At 72.2% G+C, this 23,014-nt stretch carries 21 protein-coding genes; 7 read left to right on the forward strand and 14 right to left on the reverse strand.

Going from position 1 to position 23,014, the window contains the following annotated elements; genetic code table 11:
- Positions 1–323: 323 nt before the first annotated feature.
- Complete coding sequence (locus tag ACIBCU_RS14905) at positions 324–1,316, reverse strand: GlxA family transcriptional regulator (protein WP_399231699.1); 993 nt, start codon at positions 1,314–1,316, stop codon at positions 324–326.
- A gap of 74 nt (positions 1,317–1,390) precedes the next feature.
- Here ACIBCU_RS14905 and ACIBCU_RS14910 point away from each other — a divergent pair, with 74 nt between their 5' ends.
- The gene (locus ACIBCU_RS14910; RefSeq protein ID WP_362927084.1) at positions 1,391–1,972 is read left to right on the forward strand and encodes a cysteine hydrolase family protein; all 582 of its coding nucleotides are present in this window, start codon (positions 1,391–1,393) and stop codon (positions 1,970–1,972) included.
- 40 nt (positions 1,973–2,012) lie between these two features.
- Here the strand turns inward: ACIBCU_RS14910 and proC are convergent, their stop codons facing one another.
- The 6 genes from proC to ACIBCU_RS14940 all read right to left on the reverse strand — a co-directional run bounded on the left by proC (position 2,013) and on the right by ACIBCU_RS14940 (position 6,249).
- A complete protein-coding gene (gene proC / locus ACIBCU_RS14915; RefSeq protein ID WP_362927372.1) occupies positions 2,013–2,831 on the reverse strand; it encodes a pyrroline-5-carboxylate reductase in 819 nt (272 codons plus the stop codon).
- A 63-nt stretch (positions 2,832–2,894) separates the two neighbouring features.
- Positions 2,895–3,653 carry an ABC transporter permease gene (locus ACIBCU_RS14920; RefSeq protein ID WP_362927085.1) on the reverse strand — a complete coding sequence of 253 codons (759 nt, stop codon included), beginning with the start codon at positions 3,651–3,653 and terminating at the stop codon, positions 2,895–2,897.
- Positions 3,650–4,441: an ABC transporter ATP-binding protein gene (locus ACIBCU_RS14925; protein ID WP_399231702.1), complete on the reverse strand. Its 792-nt coding sequence runs from the start codon at positions 4,439–4,441 to the stop codon at positions 3,650–3,652. Before ACIBCU_RS14925 ends, ACIBCU_RS14920 begins: the two co-directional genes overlap by 4 nt.
- A gap of 64 nt (positions 4,442–4,505) precedes the next feature.
- Complete coding sequence (locus ACIBCU_RS14930) at positions 4,506–5,276, reverse strand: methyltransferase domain-containing protein (RefSeq protein WP_362927087.1); 771 nt, start codon at positions 5,274–5,276, stop codon at positions 4,506–4,508.
- A 51-nt stretch (positions 5,277–5,327) separates the two neighbouring features.
- Positions 5,328–5,882, reverse strand: coding sequence for a hypothetical protein (locus ACIBCU_RS14935; protein WP_362927088.1), 555 nt, complete (start codon positions 5,880–5,882; stop codon positions 5,328–5,330).
- A 34-nt stretch (positions 5,883–5,916) separates the two neighbouring features.
- Entirely contained in the window at positions 5,917–6,249 is a 333-nt protein-coding gene (locus tag ACIBCU_RS14940) for an SH3 domain-containing protein (RefSeq protein ID WP_399231705.1), read from the reverse strand.
- 123 nt (positions 6,250–6,372) lie between these two features.
- On the opposite strand from ACIBCU_RS14940, the gene ACIBCU_RS14945 reads away from it, so the two are divergent.
- Positions 6,373–8,529, forward strand: coding sequence for a PQQ-binding-like beta-propeller repeat protein (locus ACIBCU_RS14945; protein WP_399232305.1), 2,157 nt, complete (start codon positions 6,373–6,375; stop codon positions 8,527–8,529).
- Positions 8,530–8,559: 30 nt separating this feature from the next.
- Here the strand turns inward: ACIBCU_RS14945 and ilvD are convergent, their stop codons facing one another.
- The 5 genes from ilvD to ACIBCU_RS14970 form a co-directional block, all read right to left on the reverse strand.
- Entirely contained in the window at positions 8,560–10,410 is a 1,851-nt protein-coding gene (gene ilvD / locus ACIBCU_RS14950; RefSeq protein ID WP_362927091.1) for a dihydroxy-acid dehydratase, read from the reverse strand.
- Positions 10,411–10,551: 141 nt separating this feature from the next.
- A complete protein-coding gene (locus ACIBCU_RS14955) occupies positions 10,552–11,832 on the reverse strand; it encodes a PQQ-binding-like beta-propeller repeat protein (protein ID WP_362927092.1) in 1,281 nt (426 codons plus the stop codon).
- Positions 11,833–11,986: 154 nt separating this feature from the next.
- On the reverse strand, positions 11,987–12,610 hold the full coding sequence (locus ACIBCU_RS14960; RefSeq protein ID WP_362927094.1) for a TetR family transcriptional regulator: 624 nt from the start codon (positions 12,608–12,610) through the stop codon (positions 11,987–11,989).
- Positions 12,607–13,419: a sugar phosphate isomerase/epimerase gene (locus ACIBCU_RS14965; RefSeq protein ID WP_187355968.1), complete on the reverse strand. Its 813-nt coding sequence runs from the start codon at positions 13,417–13,419 to the stop codon at positions 12,607–12,609. The genes ACIBCU_RS14960 and ACIBCU_RS14965 overlap by 4 nt, the downstream gene beginning before the upstream one ends.
- Positions 13,420–13,515: 96 nt before the next feature.
- The gene (locus tag ACIBCU_RS14970) at positions 13,516–14,463 is read right to left on the reverse strand and encodes a Ppx/GppA family phosphatase (protein WP_399231709.1); all 948 of its coding nucleotides are present in this window, start codon (positions 14,461–14,463) and stop codon (positions 13,516–13,518) included.
- 32 nt (positions 14,464–14,495) lie between these two features.
- Here ACIBCU_RS14970 and ACIBCU_RS14975 point away from each other — a divergent pair, with 32 nt between their 5' ends.
- Positions 14,496–15,338, forward strand: coding sequence for a hypothetical protein (locus tag ACIBCU_RS14975; protein ID WP_362927097.1), 843 nt, complete (start codon positions 14,496–14,498; stop codon positions 15,336–15,338).
- Between the two features lie 93 nt (positions 15,339–15,431).
- Here the strand turns inward: ACIBCU_RS14975 and ACIBCU_RS14980 are convergent, their stop codons facing one another.
- Complete coding sequence (locus tag ACIBCU_RS14980; protein ID WP_362927098.1) at positions 15,432–17,273, reverse strand: hypothetical protein; 1,842 nt, start codon at positions 17,271–17,273, stop codon at positions 15,432–15,434.
- Between the two features lie 135 nt (positions 17,274–17,408).
- Here ACIBCU_RS14980 and radA point away from each other — a divergent pair, with 135 nt between their 5' ends.
- A complete protein-coding gene (gene radA, locus ACIBCU_RS14985) occupies positions 17,409–18,821 on the forward strand; it encodes a DNA repair protein RadA (protein WP_399231712.1) in 1,413 nt (470 codons plus the stop codon).
- 80 nt (positions 18,822–18,901) lie between these two features.
- On the forward strand, positions 18,902–20,026 hold the full coding sequence (gene disA, locus ACIBCU_RS14990) for a DNA integrity scanning diadenylate cyclase DisA (protein ID WP_033296474.1): 1,125 nt from the start codon (positions 18,902–18,904) through the stop codon (positions 20,024–20,026).
- A gap of 176 nt (positions 20,027–20,202) precedes the next feature.
- On the opposite strand, the gene ACIBCU_RS14995 is transcribed toward disA, so the two are convergent.
- On the reverse strand, positions 20,203–21,033 hold the full coding sequence (locus ACIBCU_RS14995) for a hypothetical protein (RefSeq protein ID WP_362927373.1): 831 nt from the start codon (positions 21,031–21,033) through the stop codon (positions 20,203–20,205).
- Between the two features lie 262 nt (positions 21,034–21,295).
- Here ACIBCU_RS14995 and ACIBCU_RS15000 point away from each other — a divergent pair, with 262 nt between their 5' ends.
- Complete coding sequence (locus tag ACIBCU_RS15000; protein ID WP_362927099.1) at positions 21,296–22,198, forward strand: A/G-specific adenine glycosylase; 903 nt, start codon at positions 21,296–21,298, stop codon at positions 22,196–22,198.
- A gap of 183 nt (positions 22,199–22,381) precedes the next feature.
- Positions 22,382–22,966 (forward strand): SigE family RNA polymerase sigma factor, encoded by a 585-nt coding sequence (locus ACIBCU_RS15005; protein WP_362927100.1) that lies wholly within the window; start codon positions 22,382–22,384, stop codon positions 22,964–22,966.
- Positions 22,967–23,014: the final 48 nt, after the last annotated feature.

The following is a 23,014-nucleotide window of genomic DNA, read 5'->3' on the forward strand; positions in this document are numbered from 1 at the left end:
TTCCAGTTCTTCGCTTTCGCGTTTCCCTTTCCGGCGAGTCCGACTCTATCAGATCCTTTCGGGCCTGATTCCCAGTCAGCGGGGTTTGCCTTCCCGACCCTTGGGCCGTTCCGACGAGTGAGACTTTAGCGGAATCCCCGGCCCCGACGCTAATCGGGCCACCTTCGAACGCTGATTCCTCATTTCGCACGTGTGCACGCATTAACGCACGACAGACGTCGTTCGTTTCGAGTGGTTACTGCGGAATGGCTGTCCGGGGACCGACCGGGGTCGGCGCTCACGTCGGACAACTCGGAGCACACTACGGATCGGGGCAGGACGTGTCAACCCTCGTCCTGCCCGCCTCTGTGATGGAACGCCAGCCTGTAGTCGCGCGGGCTGGTGGCCAGGTGCGTCGCGAAGTGCTGGCGCATCGTGATCTCGCTGCCGAACCCTGCGCGCCGGGCCACCTCCGGGACCGGCAGGTCGGTCCGTTCCAACAGCTTCTGGGCTGCGGCGATGCGCTGTGCGATCAGCCAGCGCATCGGCGTCGTACCGGTGGTGGCCTGGAAGTGGCGGGCGAAGGTCCGGGCGGACATGCCGGCCCGGGCGGCGAGCCCGGTCACCGTGTGCGGTTCCGCCAGATGGGCCAGCGCATGGGCGCGGGCCTCGGCGAGTGCGTCCGCGTCACGGTCCGCGCGGGGCGTCGGGTGCTCGATGAACTGCGCCTGGGTTCCTGTGCGGAAAGGAGCCGTGACCATCGAACGCGCGATCGTCGCAGCTGCCTCGGCTCCATGGGTCGTCCGCACCAGGTGCAGGCAGAGGTCGATCCCGGCGGCGGTGCCTGCCGAGGTCCAGATGTTGTCCTGGTGGAGGAAGAGGGCGTCCCGCATCACGGTCACCCGGGGATGCTCCGCCTTGAGCAGCTCGGTGAGGTTCCAATGGGTGACAGCCCTCCGGCCGTCCAGGAGCCCGGCCTGAGCGAGCGTGAAAGCTCCGCCGCAGAGCGCCGCGAGGGGAGTGCCCCGGGTATGGGCGCGGCGCAGTGCGTCGAGCACCGGCTCGGGTGCGGGCGTCACGTGGTCGTCGAGTCCGGGGACCACGATCAGGTCCGCGCGGGCCAGCCAGGCCAGGGTGCGGTCGGGGTTGAGGGACAGTCCTCCCCGGAGCTGGACGGGCGTCGGGTCGCTCGCCACACGCCGCAGCTCGAAGGCGGGCACACCGCGGTCGGTGCGATCCACCCCCCAGACCTCCGTGATGACGGAGACGTCGAAGGCGCGGATTCCGGGAAAGGCGACCAGGGCTATGCGGCAGGGGCGGTCCGGCGGGGTGGGCACCGTGGCAGTAAACCATCGATCGATGACTTTCCCGCTTCTGTGGGCGGACCGTCGCCGGGAGGAGAGTGGTGCGTATGGAGATCGCGGAGAACGCAGCGCTGGTGGTCGTCGATGTGCAGCAGGGGTTCGAGGAGGAGTACTGGGGACCGCGTGACAACCCGGAGGCGGACCGGAACATCGCGGCGCTGATCGACGCCTGGCAGGCGACCGGCCGGCCCGTCGTCTTCGTGCGGCACGACTCGCCCAAGGAGGACTCGCCACTGCGGGAGGGGTATTCGGGGAACGCGTTCAAGGAGTACGTCGAGGAACGGCGCGGAAAGGGCCTGGGGCCGGAGTTGTTCCTGACGAAGTCGGTGAACTCCGCGTTCTACGGGACTCCCGATCTCGATGCCTGGCTGCGTGAGACCGGGGTGCGGCAGATCGTGGTGGCAGGGATCCAGACGAATATGTGTGCGGAGACGACGGCACGCATGGGCGGCAATCTCGGCTACGAGGTGCTTTTCGCCCTCGACGCGACGTACACCTTCGACGCGGTGGGGCCGTGGGGCTGGCGGCTGAGTGCGCAGGAGCTGTCGCGGGCCACCGCCGTGACGTTGCACGGCGGTGGGTTCGCGAGGGTGGTGCGCAGCGAGGAGCTGGTGGCCGCGGTGAAGTAGCCGGCCGGCCACTTCCCGCCAGGGCGCCCGGCCCGGCAGGTCAGCCGTTGCCGGTCGCCAGCTCCCGGCTCCGGTCCCGGGCCGCTTCGAGCGCGGCGATGAGGGCGGCCCGTACGCCGTGGTTCTCCAGTTCGCGGATGGCGCTGATGGTCGTGCCGGCAGGGCTGGTGACGGCCTCGCGGAGCTTGACCGGGTGTTCGCCGCTGTCCCGGAGCATGACCGCCGCGCCGATGGCGGCCTGGACGATCAGATCGTGGGCCTGGGCGCGGGGCAGGCCGAGCAGGATGCCGGCGTCGGTCATCGCCTCGACGAGGAAGTAGAAGTACGCGGGTCCCGAGCCGGAGAGCGCGGTGGCCGCGTCCTGCTGGGACTCCGGGACCCGGAGCGTCTTGCCGACGCCGCCGAAGATCGCCTCGGCGTGGTCGAGGTGCTCGGCGGTGGCGTGGCTGCCGGCGGAGATGACGGACATGCCCTCGTCGACCAGGACGGGGGTGTTCGGCATGACGCGTACGACCGGGGTGCCGGCGGCGAGGCGGTCCTCGATGAAACCGGTCGTGATGCCCGCGGCTGCGCTGATGACGAGCCGGTCGGCGGTGACGTGCGGGGCGAGCTCGTCGAGGAGCCTGCCCATGTCCTGGGGCTTGACCGCGAGGATGAGGATGTCGGCGTTCTTGGCGGCCTCGGCGTTGGTGACGGGCTCGACGCCGTAACGGGCGCGGAGCTTCTCGGCGCGCTCGGTGGTGCGGGTGGTCACCAGCAGGTCGCGGGCTTTCCAGCCGGCCCGGATCATGCCGCTGAGCAGGGCCTCGCCGATCTTTCCTGTACCGAGGACTGCGACTGTCTGGGTCATGCGGTTCATCCTCCGGGTGGCGGCGCGCGGTACGCGGTGCTCGTCGTTGGCCGCCATCCTCGCACCGCGCCGTCAGGCGGTGCGGCGGCGGAGGGTGGCGGCGCCGAGACAGAGGACCAGCAGGGCGCAGCCGGCGACGATCAGGATGTCGCGGTAGAAGTCGGCGGTGATGTCGGTATGGGTGAGGACCTGGTTCATCCCGTCGACGGCGTACGACATCGGCAGGACGTCGGAGACGGCCTCGAGGGCGGGGTGCATCCGGTCCCGCGGTGTGAACAGTCCGCACAGCAGCAGCTGCGGGAAGATCACGGCGGGCATGAACTGGACCGCCTGGAACTCCGAGGCGGCGAAGGCCGAGACGAAGAGGCCGAGCGCCGTGCCGAGGAGCGCGTCGAGCAGGGCGACCAGGAGCAGCAGCCAGGGGGACCCGACGACGTCCAGGCCGAGGACCCAGACGGACATCGCGGTGGCCAGGAGCGACTGGGCTACGGCGACGGTCCCGAACGCCAGCGCGTATCCGGCGATCAGGTCGCCCTTGCCGAGGGGCATGGCGAGGAGGCGTTCGAGGGTGCCGGAGGTGCGTTCGCGGAGGGTGGCGATCGAGGTCACCAGGAACATCGTGATCAGCGGGAAGATGCCGAGCAGCGAGGCGCCGATGGCGTCGAAGGTCCCCGCGTCCGCGTCGAAGACGTAGCGCAGCAGCGTGATCATCAGGACCGGGACGATCAGCAGGAGCGCGATGGTGCGGGGGTCGTGGCGGAGCTGGCGCAGCACGCGTCCTGCGGTGGCGAGGGTGCGGGCCGGGGAGAGTGCGGGGGCGTCTGTGCTCATCGGGTCGTCTCCTGACGGGCGGCCTCGTCCGCGGCGGCCTCGTCCACGAGGTGGAGAAACGCCTCTTCGACGGTGGCGGAGCCGGTACGGATGCGGAGGGCGTCGGGGGTGTTGTCGGCGAGGATCGCTCCCTCGCGCATGAGCAGCAGCCGGTGGCAGCGTTCGGCCTCGTCCATGACGTGGGAGGAGACGAGGATCGTGGTGCCCCGGTCGGCGGCGAGGGTGTGGAAGAGGTCCCACAGATCACGGCGCAGCACGGGGTCGAGGCCGACGGTCGGCTCGTCGAGGACCAGGAGTTCGGGGGTGTCGAGCAGGGCGACGGCGAGGGAGACGCGGCTGAGCTGGCCGCCGGAGAGGGTGCCGGCCAGTGCGTCGGCGTGGCTGGTGAGGTCGACGTCGCCGATGGCGCGGGTGACGGCTTCCGCGCGGTCGGTCCGGTGGGCGCGGCCCGGCCGGAGCACGGCCGCGAAGTAGTCCAGGTTCTGCCGCACGGTGAGGTCCGTGTAGACCGACGGGGCCTGCGTCACGTAGCCGACGCGGGCCCGCAGGGAGGGGTGGCCGGCGGCGCGGCCGAGGACGTCGAGTGTGCCCGTGACCTTGCCCTGGGTGCCGACGACGGCCCGCATGAGCGTGGACTTGCCGCAACCGGACGGGCCGAGGAGGCCGGTGATCCTGCCCGGCTCGACGGTGAAGTCGAGGCCGCGCAGGACGGTGCGGTCTCCTCGTACGACGGTGAGGGCGCGTGCCTCGACGGCCCCCGCGTCCGTGGTACGCCGGGAATTCATCATGCGATGAATATTGACCCTGCCGGAGGCGCCGCGTCAAGGGAGGCGGCACGCCCGGACCGGGCTGTCAGCGGATCAGCAGGGCGACTTCGACCACGTACCGCTCCTCGACCGTGCCGTCGGGGAACACGGCGGCCAGCTGCCCGCGCTCCTCGTCCAGGAACCGGCGGGTGGACGCCTCTCCGGCGTCGCCGCGCACGAGGAACGCGGAGTGGCTGGCGAGGTTGGCGAGATGCAGGTCGACCGGCACGGTCCGGGACCACGGCAACAGCCGCTGCGTGAACTCGCCGCCGGACAGCTGCCCGAGGTTCCGCGAGCCGGCACCGCCCGGGGTGCCGTGGGCGCTGTCGTCCGTGCCGAAGTGGCGGCGCAGCCGGGTGTCCTGGTCGGCGATCCAGCGGACGGATTCGTCGGCGACGTTCCACCAGAGCGCCAGCGCACCCCCGGGCCGCAGTACGCGGAGCGCTTCGGGGAGGGACAGGGCAGGGTCGGTCCAGTGCCAGGACTGTGCGTAGGTGACCAGGTCGGCCGACGCGGTGGCGAGGGGGAGGCGGTTGCCGTCGCCCCGGACCACGGGGACCGACGGCAGCGACCGGCGCAGCTCTCCCGCCATGCCGGGGCCCGGCTCGACGGCGGTGACCAGGGCGCCCCGGGCGTACAGCAAGCGGGTGGCGATGCCCGTTCCCGCGCCGATGTCGACGGTGCGGGCGCCCTTGAGGGGACGGCCGGCCAGCTCCTCGACCGTGTCCAGGAGTACGGGCGGATAGCCGGGGCGTGCGGCGGCGTACTGGGCGGCGGCGCTGTCGAAGGAAAGGGCGCGGGGCGTCGATGCGGTCATGCGTTCATCGTGCACGCACTCCGGCGCACGCGGGCGTGGAACGCGTCAGCTCTACCTGCGCCCGGCGCGCTTTCCTTGGGCACCCTTGGCACCCTTGCGGGCCGCCGGGTTGCCGGTCCGCGAGGAGCGGCGCTTCGCGTACTGGGCGAGCGCCGTCTCGTACTCCGTGCGCCGCAGCTTCTCGCCCGGTGCCTCCTGGAAGGAGCGGATGAAGTAGGCGAGCAGCGAGCCGATGAAGCCGATCGACTTCAGGCCGCGCAGCCTGTCCTCATGGGACGGGTCTGCGGGGCGGCGGGTGAAGCCCTCCCAGGTCTTGCGGAAGGCGATGGCGCTGCAGACCGCGAACATCAGGACGACGAGCATGCCGACGAGGCTGCCGACCTCGGCGATCTCCAGGCCCTGGTAGGCGAAGCGCAGGACGAAGCACCCGGCCACGGCCGCGACGAGCGAGCCGACGGTGGCGCCCACGCGCCGCAGCCCGTACCCCCCGTCGTGGCCGACCCAGGTCGTGCCGAAGAAGCGGAGGGGTTCGGGCTGCGGCCCTGGTGCGGTGGGGCCCGAAGGCGCGGCCGAGGGCGTTCCGGGGGCTTCGCTGTTCTCGCTCACGGAATCGATTATCCCCGGACGCGTGCCTCTTCCGTCAGTCGCAGCGCGGAGCGATGTAGCCGTCACTGCCTGTCTTGACGTAGGCGTCGGACACGAACTGCCCGTTGGCGATGTTGTCCCAGAGGTTCGAGGTTCCGTACGGACCGGACACCTGCTCCCCCGGCTTCTGGCAGTACACCGGGACGCTCATCCCGTACGGCAGCGTCCGGACGATCCCGTACTGCGTTCCGGGACCCCTGCGGACGTTGACTCGGTAGCCGGGAGCGATCGGGTAGACGACGGTGCCCGCGGCGAGCGTCGTCACCTCCCCCGCGGCGTCCGACTCGTCCGTGGTGACTGTGCCGACGGCGTTCTCTTCAACACCCATGAGGGCCTCCCCCGTTGAAAGCGATGCGTGTGACGCGCAGGCTAACAAGCCCCACGCTCCTCGCACGCACCATCGACTAGGCTCCGTGCGTCGCGCTTGCGCACGAACACACGGGGGTGGGCGATGCCGCCGCTGCGAGGGACCGGATCACATCCGGAAGCGGAGCATCCTGAGTACGCCGGGCAGTACCGGCTCGAAGCATGTCTCGGAGCGGGCGGCATGGGTGTCGTACACCTGGCGCGCTCTCCCTCCGGGTTGCAGCTCGCGGTGAAGGTGGTGCACCGCCAGCACGCCGCGGACCCGGAGTTCAGGGCGCGTTTCCGGCAGGAGGTCGCGGCCGCCCGGCTGGTGAGCGGTGCGTTCACCGCGCCGGTGGTGGATGCCGATCCGGGGGCGGCACTGCCCTGGATGGCCACCCTGTACGTCCCCGGCCCGACGCTCGCCGCGCAGGTGAAGCGGAACGGGCCGATGAGCCCCGCCGAACTCCGCAGGCTCACGGCCGGGCTCGCCGAGGCACTGCGCGACATCCACCGTGCCGGTGTCATCCACCGGGATCTCAAGCCGAGCAACGTGCTGCTCCCCGACTCCGGGCCCAAGGTCATCGACTTCGGTATCTCCCGGCCGTACGACAGTGATCTCCGCACGGAGACGGGCAAGCTGATCGGCTCGCCGCCGTACATGGCGCCCGAGCAGTTCCAGCGGCCCCGCGAGGTCGGTCCGGCGGCGGACGTGTTCGCGCTGGGGGCGGTCCTGGTCCACGCGGCGACGGGGCGGGGGCCCTTCGACTCGGACAGCCCGTACCTCGTGGCCTACCAGGTGGTGCACGACGAGGCCGACCTGGCCGGGGTGCCGGCGGATCTCGCGCCGCTGGTGGGGCGTTGCCTCGCCAAGGATCCCGGTGAGCGCCCCACCCCGGACGAGATCATGGCCGCGCTGCACCCTCCGTCGTACGAGGCGGCCGCCTTCATACCCGTCCAGCGCAAGCCGGTGGCCGCCGAGTCCGTGGACGCGGACGCGGGCACGACGCATGTGCGGGCTGCGCATGGGCTGCCGTCCGGCGCGGGGGCGGGGAAGGACCGTCGCAAGCGGTACGGCACCGCGGTCGTCGCCGCGGCGGCGGTGCTGGTGGCCGGAGGCCTCTGGGCGGCCGGGGCCGGGGGCGGCTCCGGAGCGCCGGAGGCGGGGACCGGCGCGAAGAAGGGGGGCGCGGCGGCCTCCGTACCGTGGCAGACACCGCTGATGTCGCGGGGCGGCTCGACACCGTCGTGCGCCACGGGGGCAGCCGCGGAGCTGTACTGCGTCTCCGCCGGCTACGGCACGGTCCGGCTGGATCCGTCGGACGGCCGGCCGGTCTGGTCGCACCGGGACACGGCGTCGAAGGGATCCGGGGGCCCGAGCCCCGCGGGCGCGGTGTCCGGGAGCGTGGCCTACACGGTCGTGGCGGGCGAAGAGGTCCGGGCGTACTCACCGGGTGAGGGCACTCAGCTCTGGAGCAAGGATCTCTCCGCGTACCTCGACACCCCCTTCCCGGCCGGGGACACCCTGCTGACGGTCCGCCAGGACGGGACGCTCCAGGCACTCGACGCGGCGACCGGCGCATCCCGGTGGCGGCGCGCCGTCCCGGGACATGTGAGCCCGGGCTATGCGCTCCACGAACCACGGACCGGCCTCGCTTACGCCTTCGAGAGCTCGGCGGAGGGGTCCACCACCCTGGTCACGGCCATCGGTGCGAAGACCGGCGAGACGGCCTGGCAGCGCAGGCTGGACGGGATGCTCACCCCCGCCGGGACGTCGGACGGGGCGCTCCTGCTCACGTCGATGAACGAGAAGGCGCAGACCACCGGGCTCGTCCGCTACGACCCGGTGCTGCCGAGCGCGACCCGCATCGCGCTGCCCTTCCGGATGAACGGACCGGAGACCGTGGTGGACGGGGACACGGCCCTGCTCCTGGAGCGCGGCGGAACACTGCTGGCCGTCGACGTCCGCCCGGGCGCCGGGCGGGCCGAGCGGTGGCGGCTGGAGACGGCCGTCAGCACGACCTCGGCACCGGTCATCGGAGCGGGCGGCCGGCTCTACTTCTCCGCCGCGGACGGGCGGCTGCTCGCCGTCGACACGGAGAGCGGGACACTGCTCGGCCAGACGGGCCCCCGGCTGAGGGACGGGAAGCTCAGCCACGCGTCGTCCCTGCCCGCCCCCGTCGTCCTGGGCCGGAGCGTCATCGGCACCGCGCCGGACGGGTCCGTCTTCGCCGTGGACGCGGACGACCCCGCCCACTGGTGAGACCAGGGACGGGGCCGGGGGAGCCGGGGGTCAGCCGAGCTTGGTGACGTCGCGGACCGCGCCGCGGTCGGCGCTCGTGGCCATCGCCGCGTAGGCGCGCAGGGCTGCCGAGACCTTGCGGTCGCGGTTCTTCGGCGCGTACACGCCGTTCAGTGCCTCGCGGCGGGTGGCGAGCTCGGTGTCCGGGACAAGCAGCTCGATCGAACGGTTCGGGATGTCGATCCGGATCCGGTCCCCGTCCTCGACCAGTGCGATCGTGCCGCCGGACGCCGCCTCGGGCGAGGCGTGGCCGATGGACAGGCCCGACGTGCCGCCGGAGAACCGTCCGTCGGTGACGAGCGCGCAGGTCTTGCCGAGACCGCGGCCCTTCAGGAAGGACGTCGGGTAGAGCATCTCCTGCATGCCGGGGCCGCCGCGCGGGCCCTCGTAGCGGATGACGACGACGTCGCCGTCCTTGATCTCCTTACGGAGGATCTTGTCGACGGCGTCCTCCTGCGACTCGCAGACGACGGCCGGTCCCTCGAAGGTCCAGATCGACTCGTCGACGCCCGCCGTCTTCACGACGCAGCCGTCCACGGCGAGGTTGCCCTTGAGGACCGCCAGGCCGCCGTCCTTGGAGTACGCGTGCTCCATGTCGCGGATGCAGCCGCCCGCGGCGTCCAGGTCCAGGGTGTCCCAGCGCTCGGACTGCGAGAAGGCGGTGGCGCTGCGGACGCAGCCCGGGGCGGCGTGCCAGAGCTCGACGGCCTCGGGCGACGGGGAGCCGCCGCGGATGTCCCAGGTCTTCAGCCACTCGGCGAGGGTGTCGGAGTGGACCGAGTGCACGTCCTCGTTGAGCAGACCGCCACGGTGCAGCTCGCCGAGGAGGGCGGGGATGCCGCCCGCCCGGTGGACGTCCTCCATGTAGTACGTGCCGCCGGGGGCGACGTTGGGGGCGACCTTCGACAGACAGGGCACGCGGCGCGAGACCTCGTTGATGTCGTCGAGGTTGTACGCCAGCTCGGCCTCCTCGGCCGCGGCGAGCAGGTGCAGGATCGTGTTGGTCGAGCCGCCCATGGCGATGTCGAGCGCCATGGCGTTGTCGAACGCGGCGCGGGTGCCGATGGCCCGCGGCAGGACGGTCTCGTCGTCCTGCTCGTAGTAGCGCTTGGTGATCTCGACGACCGTGCGGCCCGCGTTCTCGTACAGCGCCCTGCGGGCGGTGTGCGTGGCGAGGACGGAGCCGTTGCCGGGGAGCGAGAGGCCGAGCACCTCGGTCAGGCAGTTCATCGAGTTGGCCGTGAACATGCCGGAGCAGCTGCCGCAGGTGGGGCAGGCGTTCTCCTCGATGCGGAGGATGTCCTCGTCGGAGATGCTCTCGTCGACCGCGTCGCTGATCGCGTTGACCAGGTCGAGCTTGCGGACCGTGCCGTCGACGAGGGTGGCCTTGCCGGCCTCCATCGGACCGCCGGAGACGAACACCGTGGGGATGTTGAGGCGCATCGCGGCCATCAGCATCCCGGGGGTGATCTTGTCGCAGTTGGAGATGCAGATCAGGGCGTCGGCGCAGTGGGCCTCGACCATGTACTCGACGCTGTCCGCGATGAGGTCACGGGAGGGCAGGCTGTAGAGCATGCCGCCGTGGCCCATCGCGATGCCGTCGTCCACCGCGATCGTGTTGAACTCGCGGGGCACCGCTCCCGCAGCCTTGATCGCCTCGGAGACGATCCGGCCGACCGGGGCGAGGTGGGTGTGGCCCGGGACGAACTCGGTGAAGGAGTTGGCGACCGCGATGATCGGCTTGCCGATGTCCTCGCTGGCTACGCCGGACGCCCGCATAAGGGCGCGGGCGCCCGCCATGTTGCGGCCGTGGGTGACAGTGCGGGACCTCAGCTGGGGCATCGTCTCTCGCTCCTTCGACAGAAAAGACTGCCTCCGAGCGTACGCCCCCCGTGCCAAGATCTGGACAAGGTGTCCGTAATGCGGGATGTGATGCTCAACGGGTGGTCGGACGAAGCCTTCCCGCCGGCCCCGCCCCTCGCGTCACACCGCCGGCAGCGCCATCAGGCGTTCGGCGTGCAGCGCGGCCAGCCGCTTGCCGCCGGAGACCACGTACCACTGCTCCGTGCCCGCGCCGTCGCCGAAGGTCCATCGGAGTTTGCCGTCCCGCGCGCCGTACGCCTGGACGCCGCCGTCCTTGCCGAACTCCGTCGCCCCGTACAGAGTCTCCCCCACCCTGGCGAACTGGAGCGGGACCGATACCTCGCGCAGGTCGTCGGCGTTGTGCCACAGCTTCCTGCCGTCGGCGGGGTCGACGGCCCACAGGGCGTGGGCGCTGTCCGAGGCGTAGATCACCCCTTCGAGGACGGTCGGCCCGTTGAAGGTGTCGAACTCCTCGGTCTCCAGCGCCCAGCGCTCGGTGCCGTCGTCCACTCCGAAGGACCTCAGGTGCCGCCCGTCCGAGACGACCACCGCTCCGTCGTGGACGGCGATCCTCTCGAAGTTGGCCCTGCTGATCTTCTTCGTCCACAGCTGCCGCCCGGTCGCGGTGTCGCGGACGGTCAGGTTCTTGCGGAGGTCGGTGTAGACGAGGCGGTCGCCGAGCACCGCGGAGGTGAGCCCGGACTCGTCGGTCCCGGTGTCCCGCTTCTCGCTCCAGACGGCCTTGCCGGTACGGACGTCGATGGCGGCGATCACATTGGTCCGGGAGCTGAGGTCCTTCTCCAGGATGCCCGCGATCACGTACACGCGTTCGGTGTCGGCGCCGATGGGCCGGGGCTGGTTGTACCGCCCCTCCAGGCGGCTGCGCCACGTCTCCTTGCCCGTGGCCGGGTCGAGACCCACGAGATCGCCGTCGTACTCGCCGCTGGCCAGGTAGAGCGTGTCCCCGCCCATGATCAGCCGCGCACCCGGCTGGGCGGCGCCCGGCAGCGACCACAGCTTCTTGCCGGTGGCGAGGTCCCGGCCCACCAGGGGGTCGCCGGCGACCAGCACGACATCGCCCACGACGGCGAGCACCTCGTGGTTGCCGAGGGTGCCCACGTCGGTCTTCTCCTGCCACAGGGCGCGCGGGGCGGTACCTGCGGGCGGGGTCGTGAACGCGTCCCCGCCGCCCTTGCCGCTCCCGCCGGGCTTCGGGCCCCCGGTGTTGCCGCCGGAGGCGTCGGCCTCCTCCGGCCCGCACGCGGTCGTCACCGCTCCGGCCAGCACCAGGCCGAGTCCCGCGCCGGCCAGCCGCAGGAGCCGTCTGCGCGGCACGGTGGCGCCCCTGCCGCCCTCCGGCGGCCCGTCCTGTCCGTGCCCGCCTCTGATCGACTCGTTCATGATCGTCTCCCCCGCCCGTTGTGCACGCCGTGTACGTCGGCCCGCATGATCCCGGACAGCCAACCATCCGGATCCGGCCACGGCCGGTGCCGGTACCGACTCGCGACATCGTTGTGATGGGACCGGCACAGCCGTCACACAGGCAGGACCCGGGTCAGCCGTCGCACAGATACCGCTGGAGCGTGGGCGCCACCATCGCGATGATCTTCTCCGGGTCAGTGGATGCCAGGGGCTCCGCCCGGATGACGTAGCGCAGGATCGCGATACCGATCATGTGCGAGGCGGCGAGCTCGGCGCGGAAGGTCGGGTCGGGCACGTCCAGCTCCGCCGCGATCCGCTCCAGCAGGCGGCGCAGGACGAAGCCGCGCAGCACCTTCGCCGCCGCCTCGTGCGTGAGCGCGGAGCGGAGGATCGCCAGGAGCGGTGCCCTGGAGACGGGGTTCTCCCATACGCCGATGAAATACCGGGCCAGCCGCTCCCCCAGGTCCTCCGAGGGGCCGCCCAGGATCGTGGGGATGACGAGCGCGGGCTCGAAGGAGAGCTCGATGGCCGCGGCGAAGACCTCGTCCTTCGTACCGAAGTAGTGGTGGACCAGGGCCGCGTCGACGTCCGCCGCCCTGGCGATGCCCCGGACCGACGTCTTGTCGTAGCCGCGTTCGGCGAACTCCTCGCGGGCCGCCTCCAGGATCCGGGTCCTGGCGTCGGGGCCGGTGGCGCCCGCCGTACGGGAGGGGCGGCCCCGGCGCCGGGGCGACGGGCCGTCGGCACCCGGGGTCACGGGCGGGGCGTCCGCGCCGACGACGCCAGATGGAGCCGGGTGAAGGCGAGCGCCTCCGCGAGATCGGCCTCACGCTCGGCCGAGGACATGGCACGGCGGGTGTTGACCTCGATGACCACATGGCCGTCGAAGCCGGTACGGGCCAGCCGCTCCAGCAGCTCCGCGCACGGCTGGTCGCCCCGGCCGGGCACGAGGTGCTCGTCCTTGCCGGAGCCCTTGCCGTCGGCGAGGTGGACATGGGCGAGCCGGTCGCCCATCCGGTCCACCATGGCGAGGCTGTCGGTGCGCGCGGTCGAGGTGTGCGAGAGGTCCACGGTGAAGTGCCGGTAGTCGTCGTTGCTGACGTCCCAGGCGGGGGCGTACGCGAGCATCTCGCGGTCCCGGTAGCGCCACGGGTACATGTTCTCCACCGCGAAGCGCACGTCGGTCTCGTCCGCCATGCGCCAGATGCCGGAGACGAAGTCCCGGGCGTAGTTCCGCTGCCACCGGAACGGCGGGTGGACGACCACCGTCGAGGCGCCGAGCTTCTCCGCCGCCGCCCTGGCCCGCTGGAGCTTCACCCACGGGTCGGTGGACCAGACCCGCTGGGTGATCAGGAGACAGGGCGCGTGCACGGCCAGGATCGGCACCTGGTGATAGTCCGAAAGCCGCTGCAGCGCCTCGATGTCCTGGCTGACGGGGTCGGTCCAGACCATGACCTCGACACCGTCGTAGCCCAGGCGCGCGGCGATCTCGAAGGCCGTCGCCGTCGACTCCGGATAGACGGAAGCCGTCGACAGGGCGACCTTCGCATCCGGGATGCGCACCACTGGTTCTGCCACGTGGACAGGGTACGGGCCCGCGGTACGCGAGTCCGAGGGAGCCCGGCTGAAAGTGACGAGGCCCATGAGGGGCGCCCGCCGGGATCAGGCCAGGGCGGCCTGCTCCGCGGGCAGATGGTCGAGCCGGCGCAGGATGACTCCCTCGCGCAGCGCCCAGGGGCAGATCTCCAGCTCCTCGACCCCGAACAGGTCCATCGCACCCTCGGCGACGAGCGCACCCGCCAGGAGCTGAGCGGCGCGTCCCTCGGTGACCCCGGGCAGATTTCCCCGCTGCTCGACGGGCATCGCCGACAGCTTCGGCACCCACTCCTCCAGGGCCTTGCGGGTGAGGACGCGCTGCACGTAGAGCCCCTCGGCGGAGCGGGCGGCGCCCGTGATCCTGGCGAGCTGCCGGAAGGTCTTGGAGGTGCCGACGACGCGGTCGGGCGGCCCCAGCCGGGTGAACTCGCCGACCGTACGGGCGATACCGGCGCGGACATGGCGGCGCAGTGCCTTCACGGCCGTGGCGTCCGGCGGATCGCCCGGGAGCCAGGCGGCGGTGAGCCGGCCGGCGCCGAACGGCAACGAGACCGCGGCGTCGGGCTCCTCGTCCATCCCGTAGCCGACCTCCAGCGAACCGCCGCCGATGTCGAGGACCAGCAGCTTGCCCGCGGACCAGCCGAACCAGCGGCGCGCCGCCAGGAACGTCAGCCGTGCCTCCTCCTCGCCGCTGAGGACGGCGAGGGAGACACCGGTCTCGTCCCGCACCCGGGCCAGCACCTGGTCCGCGTTGCCCGCCTCACGCACGGCGGAGGTGGCGAACGCCAGCACGTCCTCGCACCCCTTGTCCTCGGCCGCCTGGAGGGCGTCGGCCACGGTCGTCACGAGACGGTCGACCCCCTCGGGGCCGATCGCCCCCTCCGGGTCGAGGAGTTCGGCGAGCCGCAATTCCGCCTTGTGCGAGTGTGCGGGCAGCGGGCGGGCGCCGGGATGCGCGTCGACCACCAGCAGATGCACCGTGTTCGACCCCACGTCGAGGACTCCGAGTCTCATACGGGCACGCTACTGCGGCTTACTCTGGGCACGTGCCAAAGACGAAAAAGGCGAAGCCGGACAAAGCCACGAAGAAGAAGCAGAAGCCGACGCAGGAGATGCGGCAGCGGGAGGCGGCCGGGCCGGACGGCCCCGACGAGAAGGGGCTCGACTTCGCGCGGGCCTGGGTGGAATTCCCCGATCCCGCCGACGACGAGCAGGTCTTCCGCTGTGACCTGACCTGGCTGACGTCCAGGTGGACCTGCATCTTCGGCAGCGGCTGCCAGGGAATCCAGGCGGGCCGCGCGGACGACGGCTGCTGCACGCTGGGCGCGCACTTCTCGGACGAGGACGACGAGAAGCGGGTCGCCGGGCACGTGGCGCGGCTCACACCGGAGCTGTGGCAGTTCCACGACGTCGGCACCGAGACCGGCTGGGTCGGTGTCGACGAGGACGGCGAGCGCCAGACGCGGCGCTGGGAGGGCTCCTGCATCTTCCAGAACCGCCCCGGGTTCGCGGGCGGCATGGGCTGTTCCCTGCACATCCTGGCCCTCAAGGAGGGCAAGGAGCCGCTGGAGACCAAGCCGGACGTGTGCTGGCAGCTGCCGGTCCGCCGTACGTACGACTGGATCGAACGGCCCGACGACACGCGCGTGCTCCAGATCTCCATCGGGGAGTACGACCGCCGGGGCTGGGGCCCGGGCGGTCACGATCTGCACTGGTGGTGCACCTCGGCGACGTCCGCGCACGGGGCCGGTGACCCGGTCTATGTGTCGTACCGGCCCGAGCTCACCGAGCTGATGGGCAAGGAGGCCTACGACCGGCTGGTCGAGCTCTGCGAGCAGCGGCTGGCGTCGCTGCTGCCGATGGCGCCGCATCCGGCCGATCCGGCCTGAGGCAGGCCCCTCCGGGGGCGGCTTCCGTCTCCTCGACGGCGTCCTGGTGTGCGGCGCACGAACGTTCCGCCGCGAACCGGGGCGCCGTCCGTGTCAGCCGACGGGCCCGGAGGGCTCGCCCGGCTCCGTCGGGTCGGGCGCGGTGGAGCCGCCGGACGGTGAGGGGGTGGGACCGGGAGAGCCCGGTCCGTCGGTGGGCGGATCCGTCGGCGTGGGCGTCGGGTCCGGCGGATCGGTGGGGTCCGTGGGCGCCGTGGGGTCGGGGGTCGGCTCCGACGGGGCCGGGGAGGACGGGGCGGGGCTCGGGGTCCCGGACGACGGATCCGGTGACGGCCGCGGGCTTCCGGGGCGTGGGGCCGTGGCCCCGTAGCCGGTGATCGCGACCACGGACCCCGACGGGGCGAACAGGACACGGGCGCTCCACGGGCCCCGGGGCTCGGCCGCGCTGTTCACGAACACATGGAGGCTGACGCTCCGGCCCGGCGCGACCGTGCCGGACGTACGGCTGAGGCGCAGCCACGGGGCGTCCGCCCGGGCCGACCAGACGACGGCCTCGTCGCCGGTCGCGGTCAGGGTGATCGTCGTACGGCTGCCGGACGAGCGGGCCGAGACCGCGAGCGAGGCCGCCCCGTCCGGGCTGCCGGCGCTGATGACCTCGGCCGAGACGTCCGGGCTGCCGGCGCCCTCCTCGAAGCCGTCGTGCCCGTCGGGGCGGGCGTTCCCCGCGTTCTCGTAACGGTCGTACGGATCGCCGTCGGGACTCGGTTCGCCCTCCACGTCCGTCGCCGTGACCGATGTGTCGCGGCCCTCGCCGGTCAGCGGCGCACCTCGGTAGGCGGCCCAGAGGGCGATGACCGGGGCGGCGACGACGGTCGCGACGACCGTCGTGGTCACGACCCGGGCGCGCAGCCGGTCCCGGCGCGCGGCGTGGTCCTTGGGGTCCAGCGGGAAGCCGGTCCGGCCGAAGCGCGGGGCACCGGACCGGGAGCGCCGGGCGTGGGTCAGGGCGACGTGCACCGACGGGCGGGGCGCCTCCACGACCGGCAGTGCGGCGGCCGGGGCGACCGTCGCGCCGGGCCAGGGGCCGGCCGCCCCGGCCCGCTCGGCGGCGCGGCGGCAGCGGGGGCAGTCGTCGACGTGCCGGACGAGCTCCCGGCGCAGGGCCGCCGAGAGCAGCACCTGATGGGCGCCGGTGAGCCGCGCGACGGAGGGGCAGTCGCCCGTCTCCACGACGGCGAGGGCGGCGCGGGTGCGCTCCACCTCGCAGGCCGCGCCCGCCAGGAGCTCCCGGGCGCTGCCGGGGTCGAGTCCGAGGACGGCGGCGACGGCGCGCGGGGTGAGCCCGTGGCGCACGGCGAGCTCCAGCGCCTCGCGCTGCTCGGGGGTGGTGCCCGCGGCCTCGGGCCAGGCCAGCTGCGCGAGTTCACGCCGGCGCGCCTCGGCCACCGGGGACTCCGTGGAGCAGCCGGGGGCGATGGCCTCCTCCGGTGCGCCGTGGGCGGACCGGCGACGGGACGCGCGGGCGCCCTCGTGGGGTGCGGTGCGCGGGGCGGGCGGCGTGCGCCGGTGTGCCTGGCGGCCCCGGCGCTGCTCGGTGAGCGCCCGGAGGCAGGTCCATCTGGCCAGGGCGTACAGCCAGGATTTACGTTCCTCCTCGGCCGCGGGGCACCGGCCGCCCTGCCGCTCGGCGATGGCCAGGACCGAGCCGAGCGCCTCGGTGGCCGCCTCGTGATCGCAGAGCACGGAGAGGCAGTAGGTGAACAGGCCGTCGAGATACGGCTCGTACCGTGCGGACGGTCGCTGCGCCGAAGGACGGGCCGCACGGCGGTGCGCCCGGTGTGCGTCGGTGGGGTGTGTGGGGGTCTCCAGCCTGCTGCTCGTCACGGGGCGACCGTAGGCAGATAGGGGCGGAACCCTGACCGCACTTTCCTGCATTTAATCCTTACGGGTGACGGTCTCCCTCGAAAGGGGACAGGAATCCCGGATTCCATCAAAATTGGCGCATCGGGCACATGTTCGACCACAGTGCCCACGGCCGGAGCTGTCAGACCCCACCTATACGGTGGCGCCATGGCTGCCCGTACGAAATCCGCGAAGGACCGCCCGTCCTACCGCTGCACCGAATGCGGCTGGACGACGGCCAAATGGCTCGGCCGCTGCCCCGAGTGCCAGGCCTGGGGGACGGTCGAGGAGTTCGGCGGCGCCCCCGCGGTCCGCACGACGGCGGCCGGCCGGGTCTCCACCGCCGCGGTGCCGATCGGCCAGGTCGACAGCCGGCAGGCCACCGCCCGCTCGACCGGGGTCGGAGAGCTGGACCGCGTGCTCGGCGGGGGGCTCGTCCCCGGCGCCGTCGTGCTGCTCGCGGGCGAGCCGGGCGTCGGCAAGTCGACGCTGCTGCTGGACGTGGCCGCCAAGGCGGCGAGCGACGACCACCGCACCCTCTACGTCACGGCCGAGGAGTCCGCCAGCCAGGTGCGGATGCGGGCCGACCGCATCCGGGCGATCAACGACCACCTGTATCTGGCCGCCGAGACCGACCTGTCGGCGGTCCTGGGGCATCTGGAAGCGGTCAAGCCGTCCCTCCTCGTCCTCGACTCCGTACAGACCGTCGCCTCGCCGGAGATCGACGGCGCGCCCGGTGGCATGGCCCAGGTCCGCGAGGTCGCGGGCGCGCTCATCAGGGCCTCCAAGGAGCGCGGCATGTCGACGCTCCTGGTGGGCCATGTGACCAAGGACGGCGCGATCGCGGGACCCCGCCTCCTGGAGCACCTGGTCGACGTGGTGCTGTCCTTCGAGGGCGACCGGCACGCACGCCTCCGGCTCGTGCGAGGCGTCAAGAACCGGTACGGCGCCACGGACGAGGTCGGCTGCTTCGAGCTGCACGACGAGGGCATCACGGGCCTGGCCGACCCCTCCGGGCTCTTCCTCACCCGCCGTGACGAGCCCGTCCCCGGCACCTGTCTGACGGTCACCCTGGAGGGCAAGCGGCCGCTCGTCGCCGAGGTGCAGGCGCTGACGGTCGACTCGCAGATCCCTTCGCCCCGGCGCACCACCTCCGGCCTGGAGACCTCCCGTGTCTCGATGATGCTGGCCGTTCTCGAACAGCGGGGCCGGATCAGCGCCCTCGGCAAGCGGGACATCTACAGCGCGACGGTGGGCGGCGTGAAGCTCACCGAACCGGCCGCGGACCTCGCCATCGCCCTGGCACTCGCCAGCGCGGCGAGCGACACACCGCTCCCGAAAAACCTGGTCGCGATCGGTGAAGTGGGCCTCGCCGGGGAGGTCAGAAGGGTGACCGGGGTCCAGCGCAGGCTGGCGGAGGCGTACCGTCTCGGGTTCAAGCACGCCCTGGTTCCGAGGGACCCGGGACAGGTTCCGGCCGGTATGAAGGTCACAGAAGTGGCCGACATGGGCGACGCTCTGAGAGTCCTTCCCCGCCGCTCTCGGCCGGACGGACCACAGGAGGACGGCGCACGCCGGTAGACTTTGCCCTGGTCTCGCCCGCCCGTACGAACGGTACGAGGGACGCAAGGGCACCGCCGACCTGTGACCGGAGGAGTGCAGTGGCAGCCAACGACCGGGCAGCATCGCCCGGAAAGTCCGGCCAAGGCACGGGGAACGAGGCGCTGATGCGCGCCTCGTTGAGCGCGGTCGCGCCAGGGACGGCCCTCCGCGACGGCCTGGAGCGCATCCTCCGCGGCAACACCGGCGGACTGATCGTCCTCGGCATGGACAGAACCGTCGAATCCATGTGCACCGGCGGTTTCGTGCTCGACGTGGATTTCGCCGCGACGCGCCTGCGCGAACTGTGCAAGCTGGACGGCGCGATGATCCTCGACAAGGACATGACCAAGATCCTCCGGGCCGGTGTGCAGCTGGTCCCGGACGCCTCCATCCCCACCGAGGAGACGGGCACCCGCCACCGCACGGCGGACCGGGTCTCCAAGGCCTGCGGCTTCCCCGTGGTGTCGGTCTCCCAGTCGATGCGCCTGATCGCGCTGTACGTGGACGGGGAGCGGCGGGTCCTGGAGGAGTCCTCCGCGATCCTGTCCCGCGCCAACCAGGCGCTCGCCACCCTGGAGCGGTACAAGCTCCGGCTGGACGAGGTCGCCGGGACGCTCTCCGCGCTGGAGATCGAGGACCTGGTCACGGTCCGGGACGTGACGGCGGTCTCGCAGCGGCTGGAGATGGTGCGCCGCATCGCGACCGAAATCGCCGAGTACGTCGTGGAGCTGGGCACCGACGGCCGCCTTCTCTCGCTCCAGCTGGACGAGTTGATCGCGGGCGTGGAGCCGGAGCGGGAGCTGGTCGTACGGGACTACGTGCCCGAGCCCACCGCGAAGCGGTCCCGTACGGTCGCGGAGGCACTGGCCGAGCTGGACACGCTCACCCACACCGAGCTGCTCGAACTTCCCGTGGTGGCACGGGCACTGGGTTACAGCGGCTCGCCGGAGACTCTGGACTCGGCGGTCTCCCCGCGCGGATTCCGGCTGCTGGCGAAGGTGCCGCGGCTGCCCGGGGCGATCATCGAGCGGCTGGTGGAGCACTTCGGCGGCCTGCAGAAGCTGCTCGCCGCGAGCGTGGACGACCTCCAGGCCGTGGACGGAGTCGGCGAGGCGCGGGCCAGGAGCGTCCGGGAGGGGCTCTCGCGGCTCGCGGAGTCCTCGATCCTGGAGCGGTACGTCTAGGACCGTCCGTCCGGACCACCACCACACCGGGCCCCGCCGGACAAGCGTTCCGGCGGGGCCCGGTGGCGTTCGTTGCCGGTCAGGACCGATGGCGTTCGTTGCCGGTCAGGACCGATGGCGTTCGTTCCCGGTGGGGACCGGTGGCGTTCGTTCCCGGTGGGGACCGGCCGCCGCCGTCAGTCCTTGGCCAGGACGAACGAGGCGCGCTGGACGGTCTCACCCGGGACCTTGGCCTCCAGCAGGTAGGTCCCCGGGCCCGCGGACCGGACGGGCGGTGTCGCGCACGAGGGCGCGCTCCCCTTGCGGTCCCACTCCACGGTGTGGACGACCGTCGTTCCCGCCGGGACCCTCAGGAAGAAGGCGCCGCCGGGCTTCGGGCAGTCCTTGGAGGACCACACCTGCTCGTCGTCCTCGCCGGCCCCGGTGATCGTGAGCACGGCGTTCTTCGGGCCGAAGTCGGCCTTGCAGTCGGCAGCCGAGGTGTTCCTGGCGCTCAGCCGGAACTTCGGCTTGTCGTCGGGCCCGAAGCTGATCTCCGTCTTCAGGCTCAACTGCAGCACGGAGGGCGTGCAGTTGGGGAGCGGTGATCCGGCGGGTACCTGCTGACCAGCCGTGCTGCCGCCGGTTCCCGCGCCCGACGCGGAGCCACCCGATCCCGTGGTGTCCGCGCCCGTGTCCCCGCCGGTGTCCGATCCCCCGGCGCCACCCGTTCCCGTCCCGGTGCTCCCGCCGCTCGCCCCGGAGCCCGCGTCCGTACCGGAGTCGTCCGACTCGTCGCGTCCGCCTGGGGGTTGGCCGGTGACCGGGCCGGAACTCGAAGGCCCGGGGGTGATGGACGGGGCGGGGCCGGAGCCTCCGGGCTTCCCGTCGTCCTGTCCGCCTCCGCTGCCGCCACCCGAGGTGACGGCCCACGCGATCAGCGCCGCGAGCAGCGCGATCACCAGCACCGCTACTGTTCTCCGACGCCAGTAGATGCTGGAGGGAAGCGGCCCGACCGGATTGCGCATAGAACCCACGGACCGAACTGTACGAGAGATCCACGCCAACTCCGGCCCCCAACCGCCGCTCTGATCGACAAGTTTTCCTGATCATCATCATGGAGCGGCCGTTACCGGGGCGCTTCCATCCGCTTTGCACCGGCTCGGCCCCCGTCCGCCCCGCGCGAAGGGTCAGAACGGGTGGCGTTATCACTCCCTGAGCGCTCCGCCGGGCCGACACCCCTGCAGCCGTGCCCGATGTCCCGTCTTCCGTGCCAGGATCGTGGGTGCGATGACTGCCACGACTTCGACACAGACGCCCCCCGCCTCCCTCCATGCCCCCGTTATCGGGTGGTTCGAGCAGCACGCGCGCGATCTGCCCTGGCGCCGCCCCGATGCGGGTGCCTGGGGTGTGATGGTGAGCGAGTTCATGCTGCAGCAGACCCCGGTGAACAGAGTCCTCCCGGTCTACGAGCAGTGGATGGCCCGCTGGCCGCGCCCGGCCGACCTGGCCGTCGACGCACCGGGCGAAGCCGTCCGCGCCTGGGGCCGGCTCGGCTACCCCCGGCGCGCGCTCCGGCTGCACGGGGCCGCGCAGGCGATAACGGAACGCCACGGCGGCGACGTGCCGAGCGAGCACGGCCAGCTGCTCGCACTGCCCGGGATCGGGGAGTACACGGCCGCGGCCGTGGCCTCGTTCGCGTACGGGCAGCGTCACGCCGTGCTGGACACGAACGTCCGCAGGGTGTTCGCCCGGGCCGCCACCGGCATCCAGTACCCGCCGAACGCGACCACCGCGGCCGAGCGCAAGCTCGCCCGCGCACTGCTCCCGGAGGAGGACGAGCGCGCCGCGAGCTGGGCGGCGGCCACGATGGAACTGGGCGCACTCGTGTGCACCGCGAAGAACGAGGACTGCACGCGCTGCCCGATCGCCGGGCAGTGCGCCTGGCGGCTGGCGGGAAAGCCCGCCCACCAGGGTCCGCCGCGCCGCGGCCAGACCTACGCCGGCACGGACCGGCAGGTCAGGGGGCGGCTGCTCGCGGTGCTGCGGGACGCGGTCACACCGGTGCCGCAGTCGGCGCTGGACTCGGTGTGGGAGGAGCCCGTGCAGCGGGCGCGTGCCCTGGACGGGCTCGTGGCAGACGGCCTGGTCGAGCCCCTGGCGAACGGCCGGTACCGGCTGCCCCTGACCTGACGACGCTCCGGCGGACCCGGGCTGTCCAGCGGCTGTTACACAACCGATGGACAGCCGTGCGTCCGCCTACGGCTGCTCCGCACACCCTCGTGACAACGCCTCCGTAACGTCACCGGACGTCGGCGACGGGACCATCCGGCCGACGGCGGTACACGGGGATCCACGGGGACGGAGGCGGTTGTAATGGCTCAGGGCGAGGTGCTCGGTTTCGAGGAGTACGTACGGACCCGACAGGACGCGCTGCTGCGCAGTGCCCGTCGGCTCGTCCCCGATCCCGTGGACGCGCAGGACCTGCTCCAGACCGCCCTGGTCCGCACCTTCGGCCGCTGGGACGGCATCGCCGACAAGTCCCTCGCCGACGCCTATCTGCGCCGCGTCATGATCAACACGCGTACGGAGTGGTGGCGGGCCCGCAAGCTCGACGAGGTCCCCACCGAGCAGCTCCCCGACGCGAGCGTCGACGACGGCGCCGAGCAGCGTGCCGACCGCGCCCTGCTCATGGACGTCCTCGGGGTGCTGGCTCCGAAGCAGCGCAGCGTCGTCGTGCTGCGACACTGGGAGCAGATGAGCACGGAGGAGACGGCCGCGGCGCTCGGCATGTCCGCCGGCACGGTGAAGAGCACGCTGCACCGTGCCCTGGCGCGTCTGCGCCAGGAGCTGGAGGACCGTGCGGCCCGGAGCCGCGAGGCCGAGGAGACACCGGCGCGGATACCCTCGCAGCGGAACAGGCGTCATGACGAGCGGGGGCGGGAGCGGTGCGCGGCCTGACGGGCAGCAGAGGGGGCACGAGGGCCGGCTGCGGGAGACTCCGGGGCG

The sequence above is a fragment of the Streptomyces sp. NPDC051064 genome (assembly GCF_044455985.1).
GTDB lineage: Bacteria > Actinomycetota > Actinomycetes > Streptomycetales > Streptomycetaceae > Streptomyces.